This is a genomic window from Streptomyces sp. NPDC001492 (genome assembly GCF_053597275.1).
In genome coordinates, this window is sequence record NZ_JBSFHW010000045.1 from 70992 (window position 1) to 87491 (window position 16500).

General features: G+C 70.0%; 14 protein-coding genes. 4 read left to right on the top strand and 10 right to left on the bottom strand.

Translation table 11 applies throughout. The annotated features are described in order from the left end of the window. Nucleotides 1–110: 110 nt before the first annotated feature. Nucleotides 111–554, top strand: a complete 444-nt coding sequence (locus ACWC1K_RS40015; protein WP_450837982.1) for a GNAT family N-acetyltransferase — start codon at nt 111–113, stop codon at nt 552–554. Here ACWC1K_RS40015 and galK read toward each other — a convergent pair. From galK to galT, 3 genes are read right to left on the bottom strand one after another with little or no spacing between them, the layout of a single operon-like run. Continuing rightward, complete coding sequence (galK, locus tag ACWC1K_RS40020; protein ID WP_450837983.1) at nt 547–1701, bottom strand: galactokinase; 1155 nt, start codon at nt 1699–1701, stop codon at nt 547–549. The genes ACWC1K_RS40015 and galK overlap by 8 nt on opposite strands. Then, complete coding sequence (gene galE / locus ACWC1K_RS40025) at nt 1701–2675, bottom strand: UDP-glucose 4-epimerase GalE (protein ID WP_450837984.1); 975 nt, start codon at nt 2673–2675, stop codon at nt 1701–1703. Before galE ends, galK begins: the two co-directional genes overlap by 1 nt. Next, nucleotides 2675–3733: a galactose-1-phosphate uridylyltransferase gene (gene galT / locus ACWC1K_RS40030; protein ID WP_450837985.1), complete on the bottom strand. Its 1059-nt coding sequence runs from the start codon at nt 3731–3733 to the stop codon at nt 2675–2677. The genes galE and galT overlap by 1 nt, the downstream gene beginning before the upstream one ends. Nucleotides 3734–3912: 179 nt before the next feature. On the opposite strand from galT, the gene ACWC1K_RS40035 reads away from it, so the two are divergent. Both ACWC1K_RS40035 and ACWC1K_RS40040 read left to right on the top strand, forming a co-directional pair. After that, on the top strand, nt 3913–5604 hold the full coding sequence (locus ACWC1K_RS40035; RefSeq protein ID WP_450837986.1) for a sodium:solute symporter family protein: 1692 nt from the start codon (nt 3913–3915) through the stop codon (nt 5602–5604). 21 nt (nt 5605–5625) lie between these two features. Next, nucleotides 5626–5937, top strand: coding sequence for a hypothetical protein (locus tag ACWC1K_RS40040; protein ID WP_450837987.1), 312 nt, complete (start codon nt 5626–5628; stop codon nt 5935–5937). Nucleotides 5938–6052: 115 nt separating this feature from the next. Here the strand turns inward: ACWC1K_RS40040 and ACWC1K_RS40045 are convergent, their stop codons facing one another. The 5 genes from ACWC1K_RS40045 to ACWC1K_RS40065 all read right to left on the bottom strand — a co-directional run bounded on the left by ACWC1K_RS40045 (nt 6053) and on the right by ACWC1K_RS40065 (nt 13589). Beyond that, entirely contained in the window at nt 6053–6766 is a 714-nt protein-coding gene (locus ACWC1K_RS40045; RefSeq protein ID WP_450837988.1) for a helix-turn-helix transcriptional regulator, read from the bottom strand. Between the two features lie 269 nt (nt 6767–7035). Continuing rightward, the gene (locus tag ACWC1K_RS40050) at nt 7036–8757 is read right to left on the bottom strand and encodes an outer membrane protein assembly factor BamB family protein (protein ID WP_450837989.1); all 1722 of its coding nucleotides are present in this window, start codon (nt 8755–8757) and stop codon (nt 7036–7038) included. A 52-nt stretch (nt 8758–8809) separates the two neighbouring features. Further along, nucleotides 8810–10465, bottom strand: coding sequence for an outer membrane protein assembly factor BamB family protein (locus ACWC1K_RS40055; RefSeq protein ID WP_450837991.1), 1656 nt, complete (start codon nt 10463–10465; stop codon nt 8810–8812). A 145-nt stretch (nt 10466–10610) separates the two neighbouring features. Then, nucleotides 10611–12413, bottom strand: coding sequence for an ABC-F family ATP-binding cassette domain-containing protein (locus ACWC1K_RS40060; RefSeq protein ID WP_450837992.1), 1803 nt, complete (start codon nt 12411–12413; stop codon nt 10611–10613). A gap of 111 nt (nt 12414–12524) precedes the next feature. Then, nucleotides 12525–13589 (bottom strand): peptidoglycan recognition protein family protein, encoded by a 1065-nt coding sequence (locus ACWC1K_RS40065; protein ID WP_450837994.1) that lies wholly within the window; start codon nt 13587–13589, stop codon nt 12525–12527. A gap of 363 nt (nt 13590–13952) precedes the next feature. On the opposite strand from ACWC1K_RS40065, the gene ACWC1K_RS40070 reads away from it, so the two are divergent. Further along, nucleotides 13953–14546 (top strand): Uma2 family endonuclease, encoded by a 594-nt coding sequence (locus ACWC1K_RS40070; protein WP_450837995.1) that lies wholly within the window; start codon nt 13953–13955, stop codon nt 14544–14546. A 14-nt stretch (nt 14547–14560) separates the two neighbouring features. Here ACWC1K_RS40070 and ACWC1K_RS40075 read toward each other — a convergent pair whose 3' ends face one another. Then, nucleotides 14561–15454 (bottom strand): 4-(cytidine 5'-diphospho)-2-C-methyl-D-erythritol kinase, encoded by an 894-nt coding sequence (locus ACWC1K_RS40075; RefSeq protein WP_450837997.1) that lies wholly within the window; start codon nt 15452–15454, stop codon nt 14561–14563. Next, nucleotides 15451–16296, bottom strand: a complete 846-nt coding sequence (gene rsmA / locus ACWC1K_RS40080; protein ID WP_450838005.1) for a 16S rRNA (adenine(1518)-N(6)/adenine(1519)-N(6))-dimethyltransferase RsmA — start codon at nt 16294–16296, stop codon at nt 15451–15453. The genes ACWC1K_RS40075 and rsmA overlap by 4 nt, the downstream gene beginning before the upstream one ends. Nucleotides 16297–16500: the final 204 nt, after the last annotated feature.

Genomic DNA, 16500 nt, shown 5'->3' on the forward strand with positions numbered 1-16500 from the left:
CCCTGATCGGCACCGGCCCCCACCGGTGCTGTTCATCAGGGTACGGCCGGGGGCCAGGAGCGGAAGGCAATTCGCAGAACTGGCCGGCCGACGCGTTTATCGTGAGCCGCATGTTTCGTCTTGAGACAGAAGTCGACAGGACCCGGCGCGATCTTCTCCGTTCCCGGCTGCGCGACAGCAACACGAAGGCCTCCCCCGTGCTGCGCGCCCTGCGCGGCACCCCGGCCGAACGTGAACGTCCGCTCCACGTCTGGGTGTTGGACGAGCAGGACGGGCTGGCCGCGGGCCTGGTGGGCCACACCTGGACGACCTGGCTGCACGTCGCCCTCCTGTGGGTGGACGAGCGGTGGCGGGGCGCGGGCCTTGGCTCACGGCTGCTGGCGGAGGCGGAACGGATCGCGCACGACGAACGGGGCTGCGCCTCGGCCCGGCTGGAGACCTGGGACTTCCAGGCGCCGGGGTTCTACCGGAAGCAGGGGTACGAGGTGGTGTGCGTGATCCCCGACTATCCGCCGGGGATCACCGAATACACGCTGACGAAACGGCTCAGCTGAGCCTGCGTGCTCCTGCCGCGGGTACCGCCTCGAACACCCTCGGAGCCGTGTAACCGCCGGAGGCGAACGCCTCTTCGACCGCCTTGGTGATGGTGTCCACGTCGGACGCCTCCGCCAGGACGATGGCCGAGCCGCCGAAGCCGCCGCCGGTCATGCGGGCGCCGAGCGCGCCGGAGGCGAGGGCCGTCTCGACGACCAGGTCCAGCTCCGGGCAGGAGATGCGGAAGTCGTCGCGCAGGGAGGCGTGGCCGGCGATCAGGACCGGGCCGATCGCCCGGGTCTCGCCCGCCTCCAGCAGGGCGACGACCTTCTCCACCCGCTCGTCCTCCGTGACGACGTGGCGGACCAGGCGGACCGCCTCCTCGTCGTCGCCCAACCGCTCCAGCGCGGCGTCGAGTTCCGCGTACGGGACGTCCCGCAGCGCGTCGACGCCCAGCAGGGCCGCGCCCCGCTCGCAGCCCGCGCGCCGCTTGCCGTACTCGCCGTCGCTGTGGGCGTGCTTGACGCGGGTGTCCACCACCAGCAGCCGCATGCCCTCCGCGGCCAGGTCGAAGGGGATCTGCTTCTGGGAGAGGTCCCGGGTGTCGAGGAAGAGCGCGTGGCCCTCCTCGCAGCAGGCGGAGGCCGTCTGGTCCATGATGCCGGTGGGCGCGCCGACGTAGACGTTCTCCGCGCGCTGGCACAGGCGGGCCAGCTGCCAGCGCTGGAGGCCCAGTTCGTACAGGTCGTTCAGGGCCAGGGCCACGACGACCTCCAGCGCCGCCGAGGAGGACAGGCCCGCGCCGGACGGGACGGTGGACGACAGGTGGATGTCCGCGCCGGTCACCGCGTGGCCGGCCTCGCGCAGGGCCCAGACGACACCCGCCGGGTAGGCGGTCCAGTTGCGGTCCGACTCCGGGGCCAGCTCGTCCAGCCGGAGTTCCACGACCCCGCCCTCGACGTCCGCCGAGTGCAGGCGAAGGACGCCGTCGGTGCGGCGGGAGACCGCCGCCACCGCCGTGTGCGGCAGCGCGAAGGGCATCACGAAGCCGTCGTTGTAGTCGGTGTGCTCACCGATGAGGTTGACGCGGCCCGGCGCCGACCAGACACCTTCGGGCGCGGATCCGTAGAGCTCCACGAAACCGTCCCGCACCTGCACTGCGCCCACTACTGCTCCCTTGCTGTGCTGATGGACTGCGCGAACTCCCACGCGTCCGCCACGATCCCCGCGAGGTCCGCGCGGGACGGGTTCCAGCCCAGTTTCTCGCGGGCCGCGGCGGCCGAGGCCACCAGGACCGCCGGGTCACCGCCGCGGCGCGGGGCCACGACCTCGGGGATCGGGTGGCCGGTGACCTGCCGGACCGTCTCGATGACCTGGCGGACCGAGAAGCCCTCGCCGTTGCCCAGGTTGCAGATGAGGTGCTCGCCGGGGGTGGCGGCCTTCAGTGCGAGCAGGTGGGCGTCGGCGAGGTCCGCGACGTGGATGTAGTCGCGGACGCAGGTGCCGTCCGGGGTCGGGTAGTCGTCGCCGAAGACCGAGATGGCGTCCCGCCTGCCCTGCGCGACCTGCAGCACCAGCGGGATCAGGTGCGACTCGGGGTCGTGCCGCTCGCCCTGCCTGCCGTAGGCGCCCGCCACGTTGAAGTAGCGCAGCGAGACCGCGCCCAGGCCGTGCGCCGCGGCCTCGCCGGTGATCATGTGGTCGACGGCCAGCTTCGTGGCGCCGTACGGGTTGGTCGGCGAGGTGGGCGCCGACTCGACGATCGGGACCTCCTTCGGCTCGCCGTACGTGGCGGCCGTGGAGGAGAAGACCAGCTTGCGGACGCCGGCCTCGCGCATCGCGCCGAGCAGCGCCAGCGTGCCGGTGACGTTGTTGTCCCAGTACTTCTCGGGCTTCACGACCGACTCGCCGACCTGCGAGAACGCGGCGAAGTGCAGGACCGCGTCATAGGAGGAGTCCAGCCATTTGGCGGCGTCGCGGATGTCGCCCTCGATGAAGGCGGCGCCCGCCGGGACCCCCTCGCGGAAGCCGGTCGTCAGGTTGTCGAGGACCGTGACCTCGTGGCCCGCCTCCAGCAGATGCTGGGCGACCACGCTGCCCACATAGCCCGCGCCCCCGGTGACCAGGTACTTACCGCTCATCAACTCGCTACCTCTCGCAGTCGCTCGGCCGCGCGCTCCGGCGGCACGTCGTTGATGAACACACTCATGCCGGACTCGGAACCCGCGAGGAACTTCAGCTTGCCGGAGGTTCGGCGGATGGTGAAAAGCTCGAGGTGGAGCGCGAAGTCGTCACGGCCCACGCCCTCGAAGTCCGCGAGCTGACCGAACGGGGCCTGGTGCCAGGCCGTGATGTACGGCGTCGGCGGCTCGTTCTCACCGAAGATCCGGTCGAAGCGCCTCAAGAGTTCCAGATAGACCTTGGGGAACTCTGTGCGTGCCTCCTCGTCCAGGCCGAGCAGGTCGGGCACGCGGCGCTTGGGGTACAGGTGCACCTCGTACGGCCAGTGCGCCGCGTACGGCACGAACGCCAGCCAGTGTTCACTCTCCAGGACGACACGCTCACCGGCGAGTTCGCTCTGCAGGACGTGGTCGAAGAGGTTCTCCCCGCCCGTCGCCTCCTTGTGCTGGGCGACCTGGCGCAGCATCAGGGCGGTGCGGGGCGTCGTGAACGGGTACGCGTAGATCTGGCCGTGCGGATGTCCGAGCGTCACGCCGATCTCCGCGCCCCGGTTCTCGAAGCAGAACACCTGCTCCACGGAGGGGAGATGCGACAGCTCGGACGTACGGTCCGTCCATGCCTCCAGGACCAGCGCCGCCTGCTCCTCGGTGAGGTCGGCGAAGGACGCGTTGTGGTCGGAGGTGAAGCAGACGACCTCGCAGCGGCCCGAGTCGCCGGCCAGCGAGGGGAAGCGGTTCTCGAAGACGACCACGTCGTACGACGAGTCCGGGATCTCGCTCAGTCTGCCGTCCCGGGAGGGGCACAGCGGGCACTCGTCGGCCGGCGGGTGGTAGGTGCGGCCCTGGCGGTGCGAGGCGACGGCGACCGCGTCGCCGAGCAGCGGGTCACGGCGGATCTCGGAGGTCGTGACGGTCCGCTCCAGCGGCCGGTGGTCCACCGCGTCGCGCACGTGGTCGTCGCGCAGGTCGTAGTAGATCAACTCGCGACCGTCGGCCAGGCGGGTCGAGGTCTTCTTCACTGCGGACTCCCTATTCGAGCCACATCAATCATCAAACAGAACCAAACACATTGGAACATCGCCCCCTCACATCCGTCAACATCACAATCCAACAAAGAGCATCAACAGAAGTGTTCAGATATTGAACACGGAGGCGTAGGTTCCGCTCTGTATCAGTTCACGCGACGAAGCGAGTACTTATGCAAACCCCCACATACCAGGTCATTGACCTGGCCGCCGAGCTACGACTCCCCACGAACGGGCTCGACTACACGATCCTCGCCATCTACTTCGCCGTCGTCCTCGGCATCGGATTCGCCGCCCGCAGATCGGTGAAGACCAGCCTCGACTTCTTCCTCTCGGGGCGCTCCCTGCCCGCCTGGATCACCGGTCTCGCGTTCATCTCGGCCAACCTGGCCGCCACCGAGATCCTGGGCATGGCCGCGAACAGCGCGCAGTACGGCGCCTACACCGTGCACTGGTACTGGATCGGCGCCATCCCCGCCATGGTCTTCCTCGGCCTGGTGATGATGCCCTTCTACTACGGAAGCAAGGTGCGCTCGGTCCCCGAGATGCTGCTGCTCCGCTTCGACAAGTGGGCACATCTGCTGAGTTCGATCCTGTTCGCGTTCGCCGCCATCCTGATCGCCGGTGTGAACCTCTACGCCCTCGCCATCGTCGTCGAGGCACTCCTCGGCTGGCCGCAGTGGGTGGCGATCGTGGTCGCCGGCGCCTTCGTGCTGGCGTACATCACGCTCGGCGGGCTCTCCTCCGCGATCTACAACGAGGTGCTGCAGTTCTTCGTGATCCTCGCCGCCCTGATCCCGATCGTGGTGCTGGGGCTGAAGAAGGTCGGCGGCTGGGGCGGGCTGACCGACAAGCTCACCGCGAGCCACGGCGCGAACTTCACCACCGCCTGGGGCGGCACCGGCATCGGCAGCAGCAACCCGCTCGGCGCGAACTGGCTGACCATCGTGCTCGGCCTCGGCTTCGTGCTGTCCTTCGGCTACTGGACGACGAACTTCGCCGAGGTGCAGCGCGCCCTGTCCGCGAAGAACCTCTCCGCCGGGCAGCGCACCCCGCTGATCGCCGCGTACCCGAAGATCTTCATCGTCTTCCTGGTGATGATCCCGGGCCTGGTGGCCGCCGCGCTGGTCCCCGGCTTCGGCACCTCCAAGTCCGGCTACCAGTACAACGACGCCATCCCCTACCTGATGCAGGAACTGCTGCCCAACGGCGTGCTCGGCATCGCGGTCACCGGACTGCTGGCGGCCTTCATGGCGGGCATGGCGGCGAACGTGTCGTCCTTCAACACGGTGTTCACCAACGACATCTGGGGGCGGTACGTGGTCAAGGGCCGCGAGGACGAGTACTACGTCCGCTTCGGCCGCCTGATCACGGTGATCGGCGTCTGCGCCTCGGTCGGCACGGCCTTCCTGGCCTCGTCGTTCTCGAACATCATGAGCTACCTCCAGACGCTGTTCTCCTTCTTCAACGTGCCGATGTTCGTCGTCTTCATCGTCGGCATGTTCTGGAGGCGCGCATCCGCCAAGTCCGGCTTCTGGGGCCTGCTCGCCGGCACCGTGGCCGCGATGGTGAACTACTTCGTGATCTACAAGAGGGGCATCATCGACATCCCCTCCGACCAGGGCGCCAACTTCGTCTCCGCGATCGTCGGCTTCGTGGCAGGCGCCGTGGTGATGGTCGTCGTGTCGCTGTTCACTCGGCCGAAGCCGGCCGAGGAGTTGGAGGGGCTGGTCTACGGCACCACCTCACCCGGCATGTCCGAGCCGCCCGCCGCCGGCGACGACGCCTGGTACCGCCGGCCGGCCCTGCTGGGCTGGGGCGCGGTCGTCCTCGCCGCCGCCTGCTACATCCCGTTCTCGTTCTGATCGAGGGAGGATCGATTCACCATGACTGATCAGCACGGGTACTCAGAGCATGACGTGCAGCGCGAAGTCACCGAGCTCCAGGAGAAGTCGGCGACGGCGGCTCGCATCTTCGATCTGCGGCGCATCATCGGCGGGTTGTTCGTGGTCTACGGCGTGATCGTCATGATCGCCGGGATCACCGATGACCAGGCCGCGATCGACAAGGCGCAGGGGGTCAACATCAATCTGTGGACCGGGATCGCGATGTTGGTTCTGGGGGTGTTCTTCCTGGTGTGGCTGAAGTTGCGGCCAGCGGCCCCGCCTGTTCCTCCGGAGGAGGAGCGGGCGGAGTAGCGCCGTAGGGCTTGCGGTTGTCTGCCGGGTGCGGGGGCGTGGGGGCTGGCCGCGCCCGCGCGGCGGAGCCGCATGGTGTCACAGCCCCGCGCCCCTTCAGGGCGCGGGTGCTGCCCTACAGCTCCGAGCCCGCCGCCCCGGCGTCCGACGGAGCCGAATGCGGCACGGGCCCTGCTCTGTCCAGCAGGCCCGTCCTCGCCGCCAGGGCCGCTGCCTCCAGTCGGGAGCCCACGCCCAGTTTCATCAGGACGCGCTGGACGTGGGTGCGGGCGGTGCTCGGGGCGATGCCCATGCCGGCCGCGATCAGGCGGGTGTCCTCGCCGTCGGCGACCCTGACCAGGACCTCGACCTCCCTCGGGGTGAGCATCTGGAGCAGACGCTGGCCCTCGTCGTCCGGCTGGGCGGCCGGGTTCAGCAACTCGCTGAAGGCCCCTTGCAGCAGCTGCGGGGCCACCGCCGCCTCGCCCGCCCTCGCCTTCATGATGGCGCGCTCGACGCCCTCTATGCGCTCGTCATGGCGTACGTAGCCCGAGGCGCCGGCGGCGAAGGCGGCGGCTATGCCGCGTGGGCTCGGTACCGGGCCCAGGACCAGGACCGCCACCTGCGGACGCTCCCGTTTGATCTTCACCACCGGGTCGAAGATGCCCGGCTCGGCCGGAGTCGCCGTACCCAGCAGGCACACCTCCGGCGCACGGGTGATCACCAGCTCCGCCGCGCCCGCGGCAGGCGCCGCCGCGGCGAGCACCCGGTGCCCGCGCAGCTTCAACGCCGAGGCCAGCGCCTCGGCGAGCAGTCGGTGGTCGTCGACCACCATGAGCCGCACTCCCATCGAGCAACCCCCCAGTCCCCCCGATGGATCCCCATGGATGCAGCACTATGGATGCCCACCGGCCCGCGCGGACAGGAGCCCCCTCCCGGCTCCCCCGCTCTTCATGCCCCCGGAAGCTACACGCTTGTTCGACATTGCGCTCCCCCTACCGGTGAGAACTGCCCCTGATCGACGGAATTTCTGGCTTTCCGCGCATTCGAGGGTGATGGGCGGTACGCGCACGGCCCCGCCCCTGACCAGGGACGGGGCCGCAGCTGTCGAGCAGTGGTTCAGCCGCCGGCGCCGAGCGCCAGCGCGAGGACCTTCTCCCCCGAGACCGAACTCGTCAGCTTGTCGGCGAACTGGCCGGCCAGGTACAGACGGCCCTGCGAGTAGAGGATCTCGGAGTAGTCGGGCGACATGGTGCCCTCCAGGTCCCGAACCGACCCCGCCGCCGGATTCTCCAGCAGCTTGGTCTCCTTGAAGGAGCCGCCGTCGATGCTGACCACCTGACCACCCTTGTTGTACGGCGGGTGCTTGTACGCGATCACATTGCCGCCGTCCATGCGCAGCGGGGTGATCGTGTAGCCGTCGCCGGCGTCGGCGCGCTGACCGTTCTGCTTTCCGGTGGCCAGGTCGAACGCGACGATCTCGTTGGTCCGGCTGTAGTCCCCGGTGCCGTCGTGCTCCTCGGTCGGCAGATACAGCCTGCCGTTGCCGACCGCGACTCCGGTGCAGTGCTCGAGCTCGGAGATCGCGTCGCATTTGGCCGCATAGTCCTTGCCCGGCGCCGAGATGCGGGTGATCAGCTTGCCGGTCTTGTTGTCGATGGAGAAGAAGTCGGAGATCTCACTGCCGTCGCCCGCGCTGTGGCCGACGTCGGCCGCCACGACCAGCGGGTTCGTCGACACGACGGCGGCGTACTCGATGCCGGTGGCCAGCTTGTACTCCGAGATCGGCTCCCCGGAGCGCGGGTCGAGGGTCTGGATGTGCAGCTGCGGATCGGTGAACGAGCCGCACCTGAGCACCGCGACCAGCTTCTCGCCGCCGCCGTACCCGGCGTCGATGCAGGTGCCCTTCGGCTTGGGGGCCCACAGCTGCCTGCCGCCGGTGAGGTCGAAGGCGACGCCTCCGTAGTCGCCGCCCGCGGCGACCGTGTTCGCGCTGACGGTGACGTTCTCGAAGGTCATCGCCCGGCCGCCGGCGCCGAGCGACTTGGTCCACAGCTTCTTGCCCGCGTCCAGATCGATCGCCGCGACCTGGCTGCACCCCTCGGACCTGCCCTTCGCCGGCATCCTGGGCTGGAAGACGACGGCCGTCCGGTCGTCGTCGGTGGTGTGCGTGCTGACCGCGCAGACCGGGCCGGGCAGCTTGATCGTCCACAGCTTGGCGCCCTTGTCGCGGTCGTACGCGTTGATCTCGGCGACGCCGCTCTTCACATACGCCTTGTCCGTGAGCCACGAACCGGCGACGACGGTGGTGTCGTCGACATGGGGCATCGGGACCTTGAACAGCAGCTGCGAGCCGGTGTGGGCGGGGACCTTCTCCTCGCCCTTGGCCGTGCTGCCGCCGGTACCTCCGGCGGCGCCGCCGCTTGAGGTCGCTTTGTCGTTCTTCTTGCCGTCGTCCTTGCCGGACGAGGCGTACCAGACGCCCCCGGCGACGAGCAGCGCGACGGCGACGACCGAGGCGATGATGATCGCCGCCTGCCCGCCGCCCTTGCGCCCGCCGCCGGGCTGCCCCGGCTGCGCGTACGGCGGCGCGGGCGGCTGCGGGTACCCGTAACCGGCCTGCGGGCCGTAGGGGTTCGGCGGCTGCCCGTAGGGCGGTGTGGGCTGGGCGTAGGGCGGTGCGGGCTGGGCGTAGGGATTGGGCTGCTGCGGAGCCTGCGGCGCCTGGGGGTAGCCGTATCCCGGCTGCTGCGGGGGCGGCTGCGGCGGGCGCTGGTCCTGGGGCGGGCCGAAGCCGCCCTGCGGGGGCTGGTGGGGCGGTGGGGGCGGGGGCTGGGTCATGGCGTGGGTACCTCGTGAGCGGACGGCGGGGACGACGGGGCCTGGGGAGAGGTCACTTGCCGTAGGCGAGCATCAACTTGCCCTTCGAGTTGTCGTCTCCGCTGATCCGGGTGGGCGAGAGGTAGAAGCGTCCGTCGACCCAGTCGAAGGCCTTGGTGAACAGGGCGCTCTCCAAGGCCGCCGTGCTCTGCGGGTTCTGCAGCAGCTTCACCGGCGTGTGGCCGGCGCCGCTCGTCGCGATCGCCACGACCTGGCCGCCCGCGTCGTACGAGGGCTGCACATAGGCGATGAGCCTGCCGCCCTCGACCTTGATCGGCAGCATCGACTCGTCCGCCGGGGACTTGACGCGCCACTTCTCCTTGCCGTTCGCGAGGTTGATCGCGACGATCTCGTTCGGCCCGGTGGTGGCGTCGGTCGGCAGGTAGAGGGTGTTCGCGTCGGCGGTCACGCCCTTGCAGCCCTGCAGATCCCGTTCGAGGAGCGCCCAGCCGCACTGGGGGGCGAAGTTCTCGTCGAAGCCGACCTGCGAGCGGAACCTGCCGTTCGAGTCGAAGGTCGAGATGTTCCAGGCCTTCTTGTCCTGGTTGGTGCTGTAGACGACCAGTGGGTCGACGGAGTACGTCCGCGCGACCGACCAGCCCTTGTCGAACTTCTGCGTCCACCTGGCCCTGCCGGTCGCCGGGTCGAGCTCCTGGATCTCGTCGTGCTCGTTCGGCTCGCTGGCGTTGCAGGTCGCGACGGAGATCAGCCTGCTGCCGCCGGCGAAGGCGGTCGGGAAGCAGGCGCTGCCGTACTTCTTCTTGTCGAACAGCTTCTTCCCGCTGTCGATGTCGTACGCCACCCCGGACTGCGAGCGGCCCACCAGCACCGTCCGGCCGCTGATGGACAGGGAGACGGTCAGGGTGCTGTCGAACAGCGCGCCCTCGGGGAGCGTGCCGCTCCAGCCCTTGGCGCCGGTGCCGAGGTCGAGTTGCTGGAGCTGGTTGCACTTGGCGCGCTGGCCGGTGCCGCTCTCGTAGGCCACCACGATCTTGTCGTCGGCCGACTTCTGCGGGGTGACCGCGCAGATCTTCTGCGGGAAGGCGACGGTGTCCCAGGCCGGACTGCCGTCGGCCACGTCGTAGGCGAAGATCTGTTTGTACGCCGCCTTCACGGCCGCCTTGTCGGTGATCCACATGCCGGGGGCCTCGGCGCCCGCACCGGGCGCGTCCGGGGGCGACTTGTACCAGAGCACCTTCGCCTCGCTCGTCCTGCGGCTCGCGTTGAAGCCCTGCGGGTCGGAACCGCCGCCCGAGCCGGACGCGGTGGGCTTCGCGTCGTCGCTCTGCCCGGCGACCGGCTTCTTGTCGTCGCCGCCGCTGCTGGTCACGGCGTAGACGGCGGTGCCGATGACGGCCAGCGCGGCGACGGCCGCCGCGATCACCAGGCCCGGCCTGCCCTTGAAGGGGTTGCCGGAGCCGGGCGGCGGGGTGCCGGGCGCGCCGGGGTACTGGGGCTGCGGCGGATAGCCGTAACCGGGCTGCGCACCGTACGGGCCGGGGTGCTGCGGCTGGCCGTAGGGGCCGGGTTGTTGGGGGTACTGGCCCGGTTGGCCGTAAGGACCCGGCTGCTGCGGGGGCTGCTGGGGTGGGAGCGGGGGCGGTGGTCCGAAACCGCCCTGCGGTGCTCCGAAACCGCCGTACGGCGGCTGGTCGGGCGGCTGGGTCATCAGCGCGTCCCCCCGTTCAGTCACTGATTTTTAGCCAAGTCCTCTTTCTATCACCTACAACTGACAGCACACCGGGCCGGTTCAGCCCCTGTTCCCAAGGGAGAACCGGCCCGTGATGCCGCCGTTATGAGCCTTCACGCAGCCTTCACGCGTCTTCGGCGAGTTCCAGCCAGCGCAGTTCCAGGTCCTCGCGCTCCCCGGCCAAGTCCCGCAGCTGGGCGTCGAGTTCGGCGACCTTGGCGAAGTCGGTCGCGTTCTCGGCGATCTGGGCGTGCAGCTTGGTCTCCTTCTCGGAGACCTTGTCCAACTGCCGCTCGATCTTCTGGAGTTCCTTCTTCGCGGCGCGCTGGTCGGCGGCGCTCTTCTCGGCGGCGGGCCTGGCCGCGACGGGCGAGGCGGCCGCGACCGCCTCCTCCATCTTCCGGCGCCGCTCCAGGTACTCGTCGATGCCGCGCGGCAGCATCCGCAGGGTGGCGTCACCGAGCAGCGCGAACACGCGGTCGGTGGTGCGCTCGACGAAGAACCGGTCGTGGGAGATGACGATCATCGAGCCGGGCCAGCCGTCGAGGAGGTCCTCCAGCTGGGTCAGGGTCTCGATGTCGAGGTCGTTGGTGGGCTCGTCGAGGAAGAGGACGTTGGGCTCGTCCATCAGCAGGCGCAGCAGCTGGAGGCGGCGGCGCTCACCGCCGGACAGGTCGCCGACGGGCGTCCACTGCTTCTCCTTGTTGAAGCCGAACGTCTCGCACAGCTGCCCGGCGGTCATCTCCCGCCCCTTGCCGAGGTCGACCCGCTCGCGCACCTGCTGCACGGCCTCCAGGACCCGCAGCTGCGGGTTGAGTTCGGCGACCTCCTGGGAGAGGTAGGCCAGCTTGACGGTCTTGCCGACGACGACCCGCCCGCCGGCGGGCTGCGCCTCGCCCTCGGTGCGCGCGGCCTCCGCCATGGCCCGCAGCAGGGAGGTCTTGCCGGCGCCGTTGACGCCGACCAGGCCGATGCGGTCGCCGGGGCCGAGCTGCCAGGTGACGTGCTTGAGCAGCACCTTGGGCCCGGCCTGCACGGTGACGTCTTCCAGGTCGAAGACGGACTTCCCGAGCCGCGAGGAGGCGAACTTCATCAGCTCGCTGCTGTCCCGGGGCGGCGGTACGTCCTTGATGAGCTCGTTGGCGGCCTCCACGCGGAAGCGGGGCTTCGACGTACGGGCGGGCGCACCGCGCCGCAGCCAGGCCAGCTCCTTGCGGACGAGGTTCTGCCGCTTGACCTCCTCGGTGGCGGCGATGCGCTCGCGCTCGGCGCGCGCGAAGACGTAGTCGGAGTAGCCGCCCTCGTACTCGTACACATCGCCCTTCTGCACGTCCCACATGCGGGTGCAGACCTGGTCGAGGAACCAGCGGTCGTGGGTGACGCAGACGAGCGCGGAGCGGCGCTCGCGCAGATGGCGGGCGAGCCAGGCGATGCCCTCGACGTCGAGGTGGTTCGTCGGCTCGTCGAGGACGATCAGGTCCTGCTCCTCGATGAGCAGCTTCGCGAGCGCGATACGGCGCCGCTCGCCGCCGGAGAGCGGTGCGATGACGGTGTCCAGCCCCTGCGGGAAGCCGGGCAGGTCGAGCCCGCCGAACAAGCCCGTCAGCACGTCCCGGATCTTGGCGTTGCCCGCCCACTCGTGGTCCTCCATGTCCCGGATGACCTCGTGCCGGACGGTGGCCTGCGGGTCGAGGGAGTCGTGCTGGGTCAGCACGCCGAGGCGGAGCCCGCCGGAGTGGGTGACCCGCCCGGTGTCGGCGTCCTCCAGCTTGGCCAGCATGCGGATCAGGGTGGTCTTGCCGTCGCCGTTGCGCCCGACCACCCCGATCCGGTCGCCTTCGGAGACGCCGAGGGAGACGCCGTCGAGGAGGGCACGAGTGCCGTACACCTTGCTGACGTTCTCGACATTGACCAGGTTGACGGCCATTACGCTCCTGCCCAGGGGGCTGTGTTTCGACATGCGGCTCCGCCGCGGGGGTCAGCCTCCCAGCCTAATGTGCGCCGGTCGGTGACCGATCCCGCGGCGAATCACCGCAGATCAGCGGGAAGCGGCCGCGCGGATCTCGCCGAGCAGGTCGTACATCACCTGGCCGGGGCACTCGGTGGCGAAGTAGTCGCGGTGGCCGCCGATGGTGTTCGTGTCCTTCTTCGTGCCGTTGACGGGGTTCACGTAGGTGACCCTCGCCTGGGGGTCGAGGCCCTTGAACCGGCAGATGACCTTGATCAGCCGGATCAGGGAGTCCTTGGCCGCGTCCGTGGGGCCGTTCTCCGTGAGCGTGCCGAGGAGGGCGATGCCGAGGGCGCCGGAGTTGTAGCCCACGGAGTGGAAGCCGGTGACGAGGTCGCCGTCCGGGTTGAAGGCGGGGATGCCGTCGTCGCCGGAGTACCGGCCCTCGTAGACGGTGCCGGACTCGTCGATGAGGAAGTGGTAGCCGATGTCGCCCCAGTCGTTGGTGATCGCGTGGAGCTCGTAGATCGCGCGTACCGTCGCGGCGGGGTCGGGATCGTTGTTCGGCGTGGCGGTGTGGTGGACCGTGATGATCTGCAACGGGTAGTACTTCTCGGGCGAGTTGACCTTGCCGTCCTTGTACCGCTTGGACTCGTCGGCACCCCACGCCGGGCGGGAGAGGTAGCGCACACCACGTACGCGTGTCGGCTCGCTGGGTACGTGGAAGGTGCGGCCGGGGCCGTCGGTGACGTCGATCGCCAGCGAGGCCACGTCGGACACTCCGCCCGAGGCCTTCACCTCATAGGCGGTGGCGTTCTGGGCCGCCACCAGCGCGCTGCCCCCGTCCTCGACGGCCGAGCAGCCCGCGGTCACGGTCTGCCAGTCACCGTCCGCGAGGCGGATCTCGGCGCCGTCCTTCGCGCCGGACCAGCGCACACCGACGTAGGAGGCGGCGAAGGCGGTGGTGGCCTCGCCGGTGCCGGTGGCGGCCTCGGTGCGGGTGGCGGGGAACTTCTCCGGGGTCGTACCGGAGGCGCCCGATCCGGACCCGCCGGTGCCGGTGCCGTCACCGTCGCCGGAGCCGGAGTCGGTGGCCGCGAAGACCGCCGGGGTCACGGCGGCCGCGCCGGCCACGGCCGCGGCGGCACCGATCACGCCACGACGGGACAGAGAGCGCTTCCTACGATGGGCAGGGGAGGGTGTGGGGGATTCGGACACGTGCGTGACCCTTCGGCTGTGCAATTGGCGTTGACGCGCCACACCAGGCGCTTGAAAGCTCAACCGACCCTATTGGCCCCACCCGCCCCACCAGTACTGCGTTTGCAGTAAATCCGCGTGGAAATCCGACACGTCCGTGTGGAGATCGGGCGAAGATCGCGTACGGCGCCAGCTCCGGCATAGCCCCTCTGGTGCCACGTGAGTAGCCGCGAGGCGATGGTCACTCTTTGTGATGACATGATCCGGAACCGGCCGCTACCGTGGAACACAGGCAGCAGGATCCCGTCCATGGGAGGAACCATGACCGCCGAGTCCGTAGAGCACCGCGTGCAGTGGCCGGTGCCGCCGCAGGACGGCTACACCGTGGACGACCTGTTCACGCTGCCGGATCTCCCGCCGCACACCGAGCTGATCGACGGGAGCCTTGTCTTCGTGAGTCCGCAGCGCGTCTTCCACGCCGATGCGATCGACCTGCTGGTCAACGGCCTTCGTCGCAGCGTGCCGACGGAGTTCAAGGTCAAGCGGGAGATGACCGTCATCCTCGACAAACGCAACGGCCCCGAGCCCGATGTCAGCGTGATCCGTGCCGATGCGCAGACCGGTCCGGATCAGACCAGCTACCAGGCCATGGACGTGCTCCTCACCGTCGAGGTCGTCTCACCGGACTCGGAATCCCGCGACCGCACCACCAAGCCGCAGAAGTACGCGGCCGCAGGGATCCCCAGCTTCTGGCGCGTCGAGCAGAACGGGGCCGACGGCAGGCCCGTCATCCACGTCTACGAACTCGACCCGCTCACCAACGCATACGTGCACATGGGTATGCACCGCGACCGGATCAAGGTCGACAAGCCCTACGACATCGACATCGACCTCACCGCCATCGACGACTTCTGAGCCCGTACGCCCCCTCAGAGCACCGTCGCCCCCGGCGCAGGCCCCGATGCCGTACGCACCGTTCGGCACGTGCCCGAAGTGCGGAGTGTCTCGGCCACCTCGGCCGCCGACTCCGCGTCCCGGGTGAGGAAGGCCGTGGTCGGGCCCGAGCCGGAGACCAGGGCGGCGAGGGCGCCCGCGGCGCGTCCCGCGGCGAGGGTGTCGGCGAGTTGCGGGAAGAGGGAGAGGGCGGCGGGCTGCAGGTCGTTGGAGACGGCCGCGGCGAGCGCGTCCGGGTCGCCCTTCGCGAGGGCGCGCAGCAGCTCCTCGGAGGCGACCGGCTCGGGGATGTCCAGCCCCTCCGCCAGCCGGTCGAACTCACGGAAGACGGCCGGGGTGGAAAGACCGCGGTCGGCCATCGCGAACACCCAGTGGAAGGCGCCGCCGACCTCCAGCGCACGCAGCTGCTCGCCGCGCCCGGTGCCCAGCGCCGCGCCGCCCACCAGGCTGAAGGGCACATCGCTGCCCAACTCGGCACAGATGGCGAGGAGTTCGGCCCGCGATGCGCCCGCCTGCCACAGCGTGTTGCAGGCCAGCAGCGCGCCCGCGCCGTCCGCGCTGCCGCCCGCCATGCCGCCGGCGACCGGGATGTCCTTGGCGATGTGGAGGTGCACGGCCGGTTCGATGCCCCGCCGCCGGGCGAGTTCGAGGGCCGCGCGCGCCGCGAGATTCGTATGGTCCAGGGGTACCTGGTCGGCGTCCGGCCCCTCACACGTGATGCGCAGCTCGTCGGCGGGCGTCACGGTGACCTCGTCGTAGAGACCGACCGCCAGGAAGACGTTGGCCAGGTCGTGGAAGCCGTCGGGGCGGGCCGCACCCACCGCGAGCTGGACGTTGACCTTGGCGGGGACGCGTACGGTGACGCTCACTTCTGACCCGGCTCCTTGTTTTCTGCGATACGGGCGAACTCCTCGACCGTCAGCGCCTCTCCGCGCGCCTGCGGCGACACCCCGGCGGCGACGAGGGCCGCCTCCGCGGCCGCGGGCGACCCGGCCCATCCGGCGAGCGCGGCCCGCAGTGTCTTGCGCCGCTGGGCGAAGGCCGCGTCGACCACGGCGAACACCTCGCGCCGTGAGGCGGTGGTCTTCAGCGGCTCGGTGCGGCGGACCAGCGAGACGAGGCCGCTGTCGACGTTCGGCGCGGGCCAGAAGACGTTGCGGCCGATGGCGCCGGCCCGCTTGACCTCGGCGTACCAGTTGGCCTTCACGGACGGGACGCCGTACACCTTCGAGCCGGGCGCGGCGGCGAGGCGGTCGGCGACCTCCGACTGGACCATGACCAGGGTGCGTTCGATGCTCGGGAAGGTCTCGAGCATGTGCAGGAGCACGGGGACGGCCACGTTGTAGGGGAGGTTCGCGACGAGCGCGGTGGGGGCGGGGCCCGGCAGCTCGGTCACGTGCATCGCGTCCGAGTGGACGAGCGCGAAACGGTCGGCGCGGTCGGGCATCCGGGCCGCGATGGTGGCGGGCAGCGCCGCGGCCAGTACGTCGTCGATCTCGACGGCGGTGACGCGGTCGGCGACCTCCAGGAGGGCGAGGGTGAGGGAGCCGAGCCCTGGGCCGACCTCGACGACCACGTCGTCCGGGCGGACGTCGGCGGTGCGGACGATACGGCGGACCGTGTTCGCGTCGATGACGAAGTTCTGGCCGCGCTGCTTGGTGGGGCGGACGCCGAGGGCTGCCGCCAGTTCGCGGATGTCGGCGGGGCCCATGAGGGCGTCGGGGGTGCTGCTCACCCGACAAGGGTACGGGGCGGCAACCAAGCGGTTCGCTTGGTGCCGCGATGGGCCGTCGATCGCCTGCGGGCACATCGTGGCTGATCGCGCCCCGCGGCGGAGCCGCACATCAATACAGCCCCGCGCCCCCGGAGGGGGGGCGGGGAGCAGCGCGAAAAGCCCCCCCCGGCCCCCGGGCGA

Excerpts from the sequence above, each read along its gene's own strand:
- ACWC1K_RS40015 (WP_450837982.1), top strand. The coding sequence starts at position 111 with ATGTTTCGTCTTGAGACAGAAGTCGACAGGACCCGGCGCGATCTTCTC.
- galE (WP_450837984.1), bottom strand. The coding sequence starts at position 2,675 with ATGAGCGGTAAGTACCTGGTCACCGGGGGCGCGGGCTATGTGGGCAGC.
- ACWC1K_RS40035 (WP_450837986.1), top strand. The coding sequence starts at position 3,913 with ATGCAAACCCCCACATACCAGGTCATTGACCTGGCCGCCGAGCTACGA.
- ACWC1K_RS40040 (WP_450837987.1), top strand. The coding sequence starts at position 5,626 with ATGACTGATCAGCACGGGTACTCAGAGCATGACGTGCAGCGCGAAGTC.
- ACWC1K_RS40045 (WP_450837988.1), bottom strand. The coding sequence starts at position 6,766 with ATGGGAGTGCGGCTCATGGTGGTCGACGACCACCGACTGCTCGCCGAG.
- ACWC1K_RS40050 (WP_450837989.1), bottom strand. The coding sequence starts at position 8,757 with ATGACCCAGCCCCCGCCCCCACCGCCCCACCAGCCCCCGCAGGGCGGC.
- ACWC1K_RS40055 (WP_450837991.1), bottom strand. The coding sequence starts at position 10,465 with ATGACCCAGCCGCCCGACCAGCCGCCGTACGGCGGTTTCGGAGCACCG.
- ACWC1K_RS40060 (WP_450837992.1), bottom strand. The coding sequence starts at position 12,413 with ATGGCCGTCAACCTGGTCAATGTCGAGAACGTCAGCAAGGTGTACGGC.
- ACWC1K_RS40070 (WP_450837995.1), top strand. The coding sequence starts at position 13,953 with ATGACCGCCGAGTCCGTAGAGCACCGCGTGCAGTGGCCGGTGCCGCCG.
- rsmA (WP_450838005.1), bottom strand. The coding sequence starts at position 16,296 with ATGGGCCCCGCCGACATCCGCGAACTGGCGGCAGCCCTCGGCGTCCGC.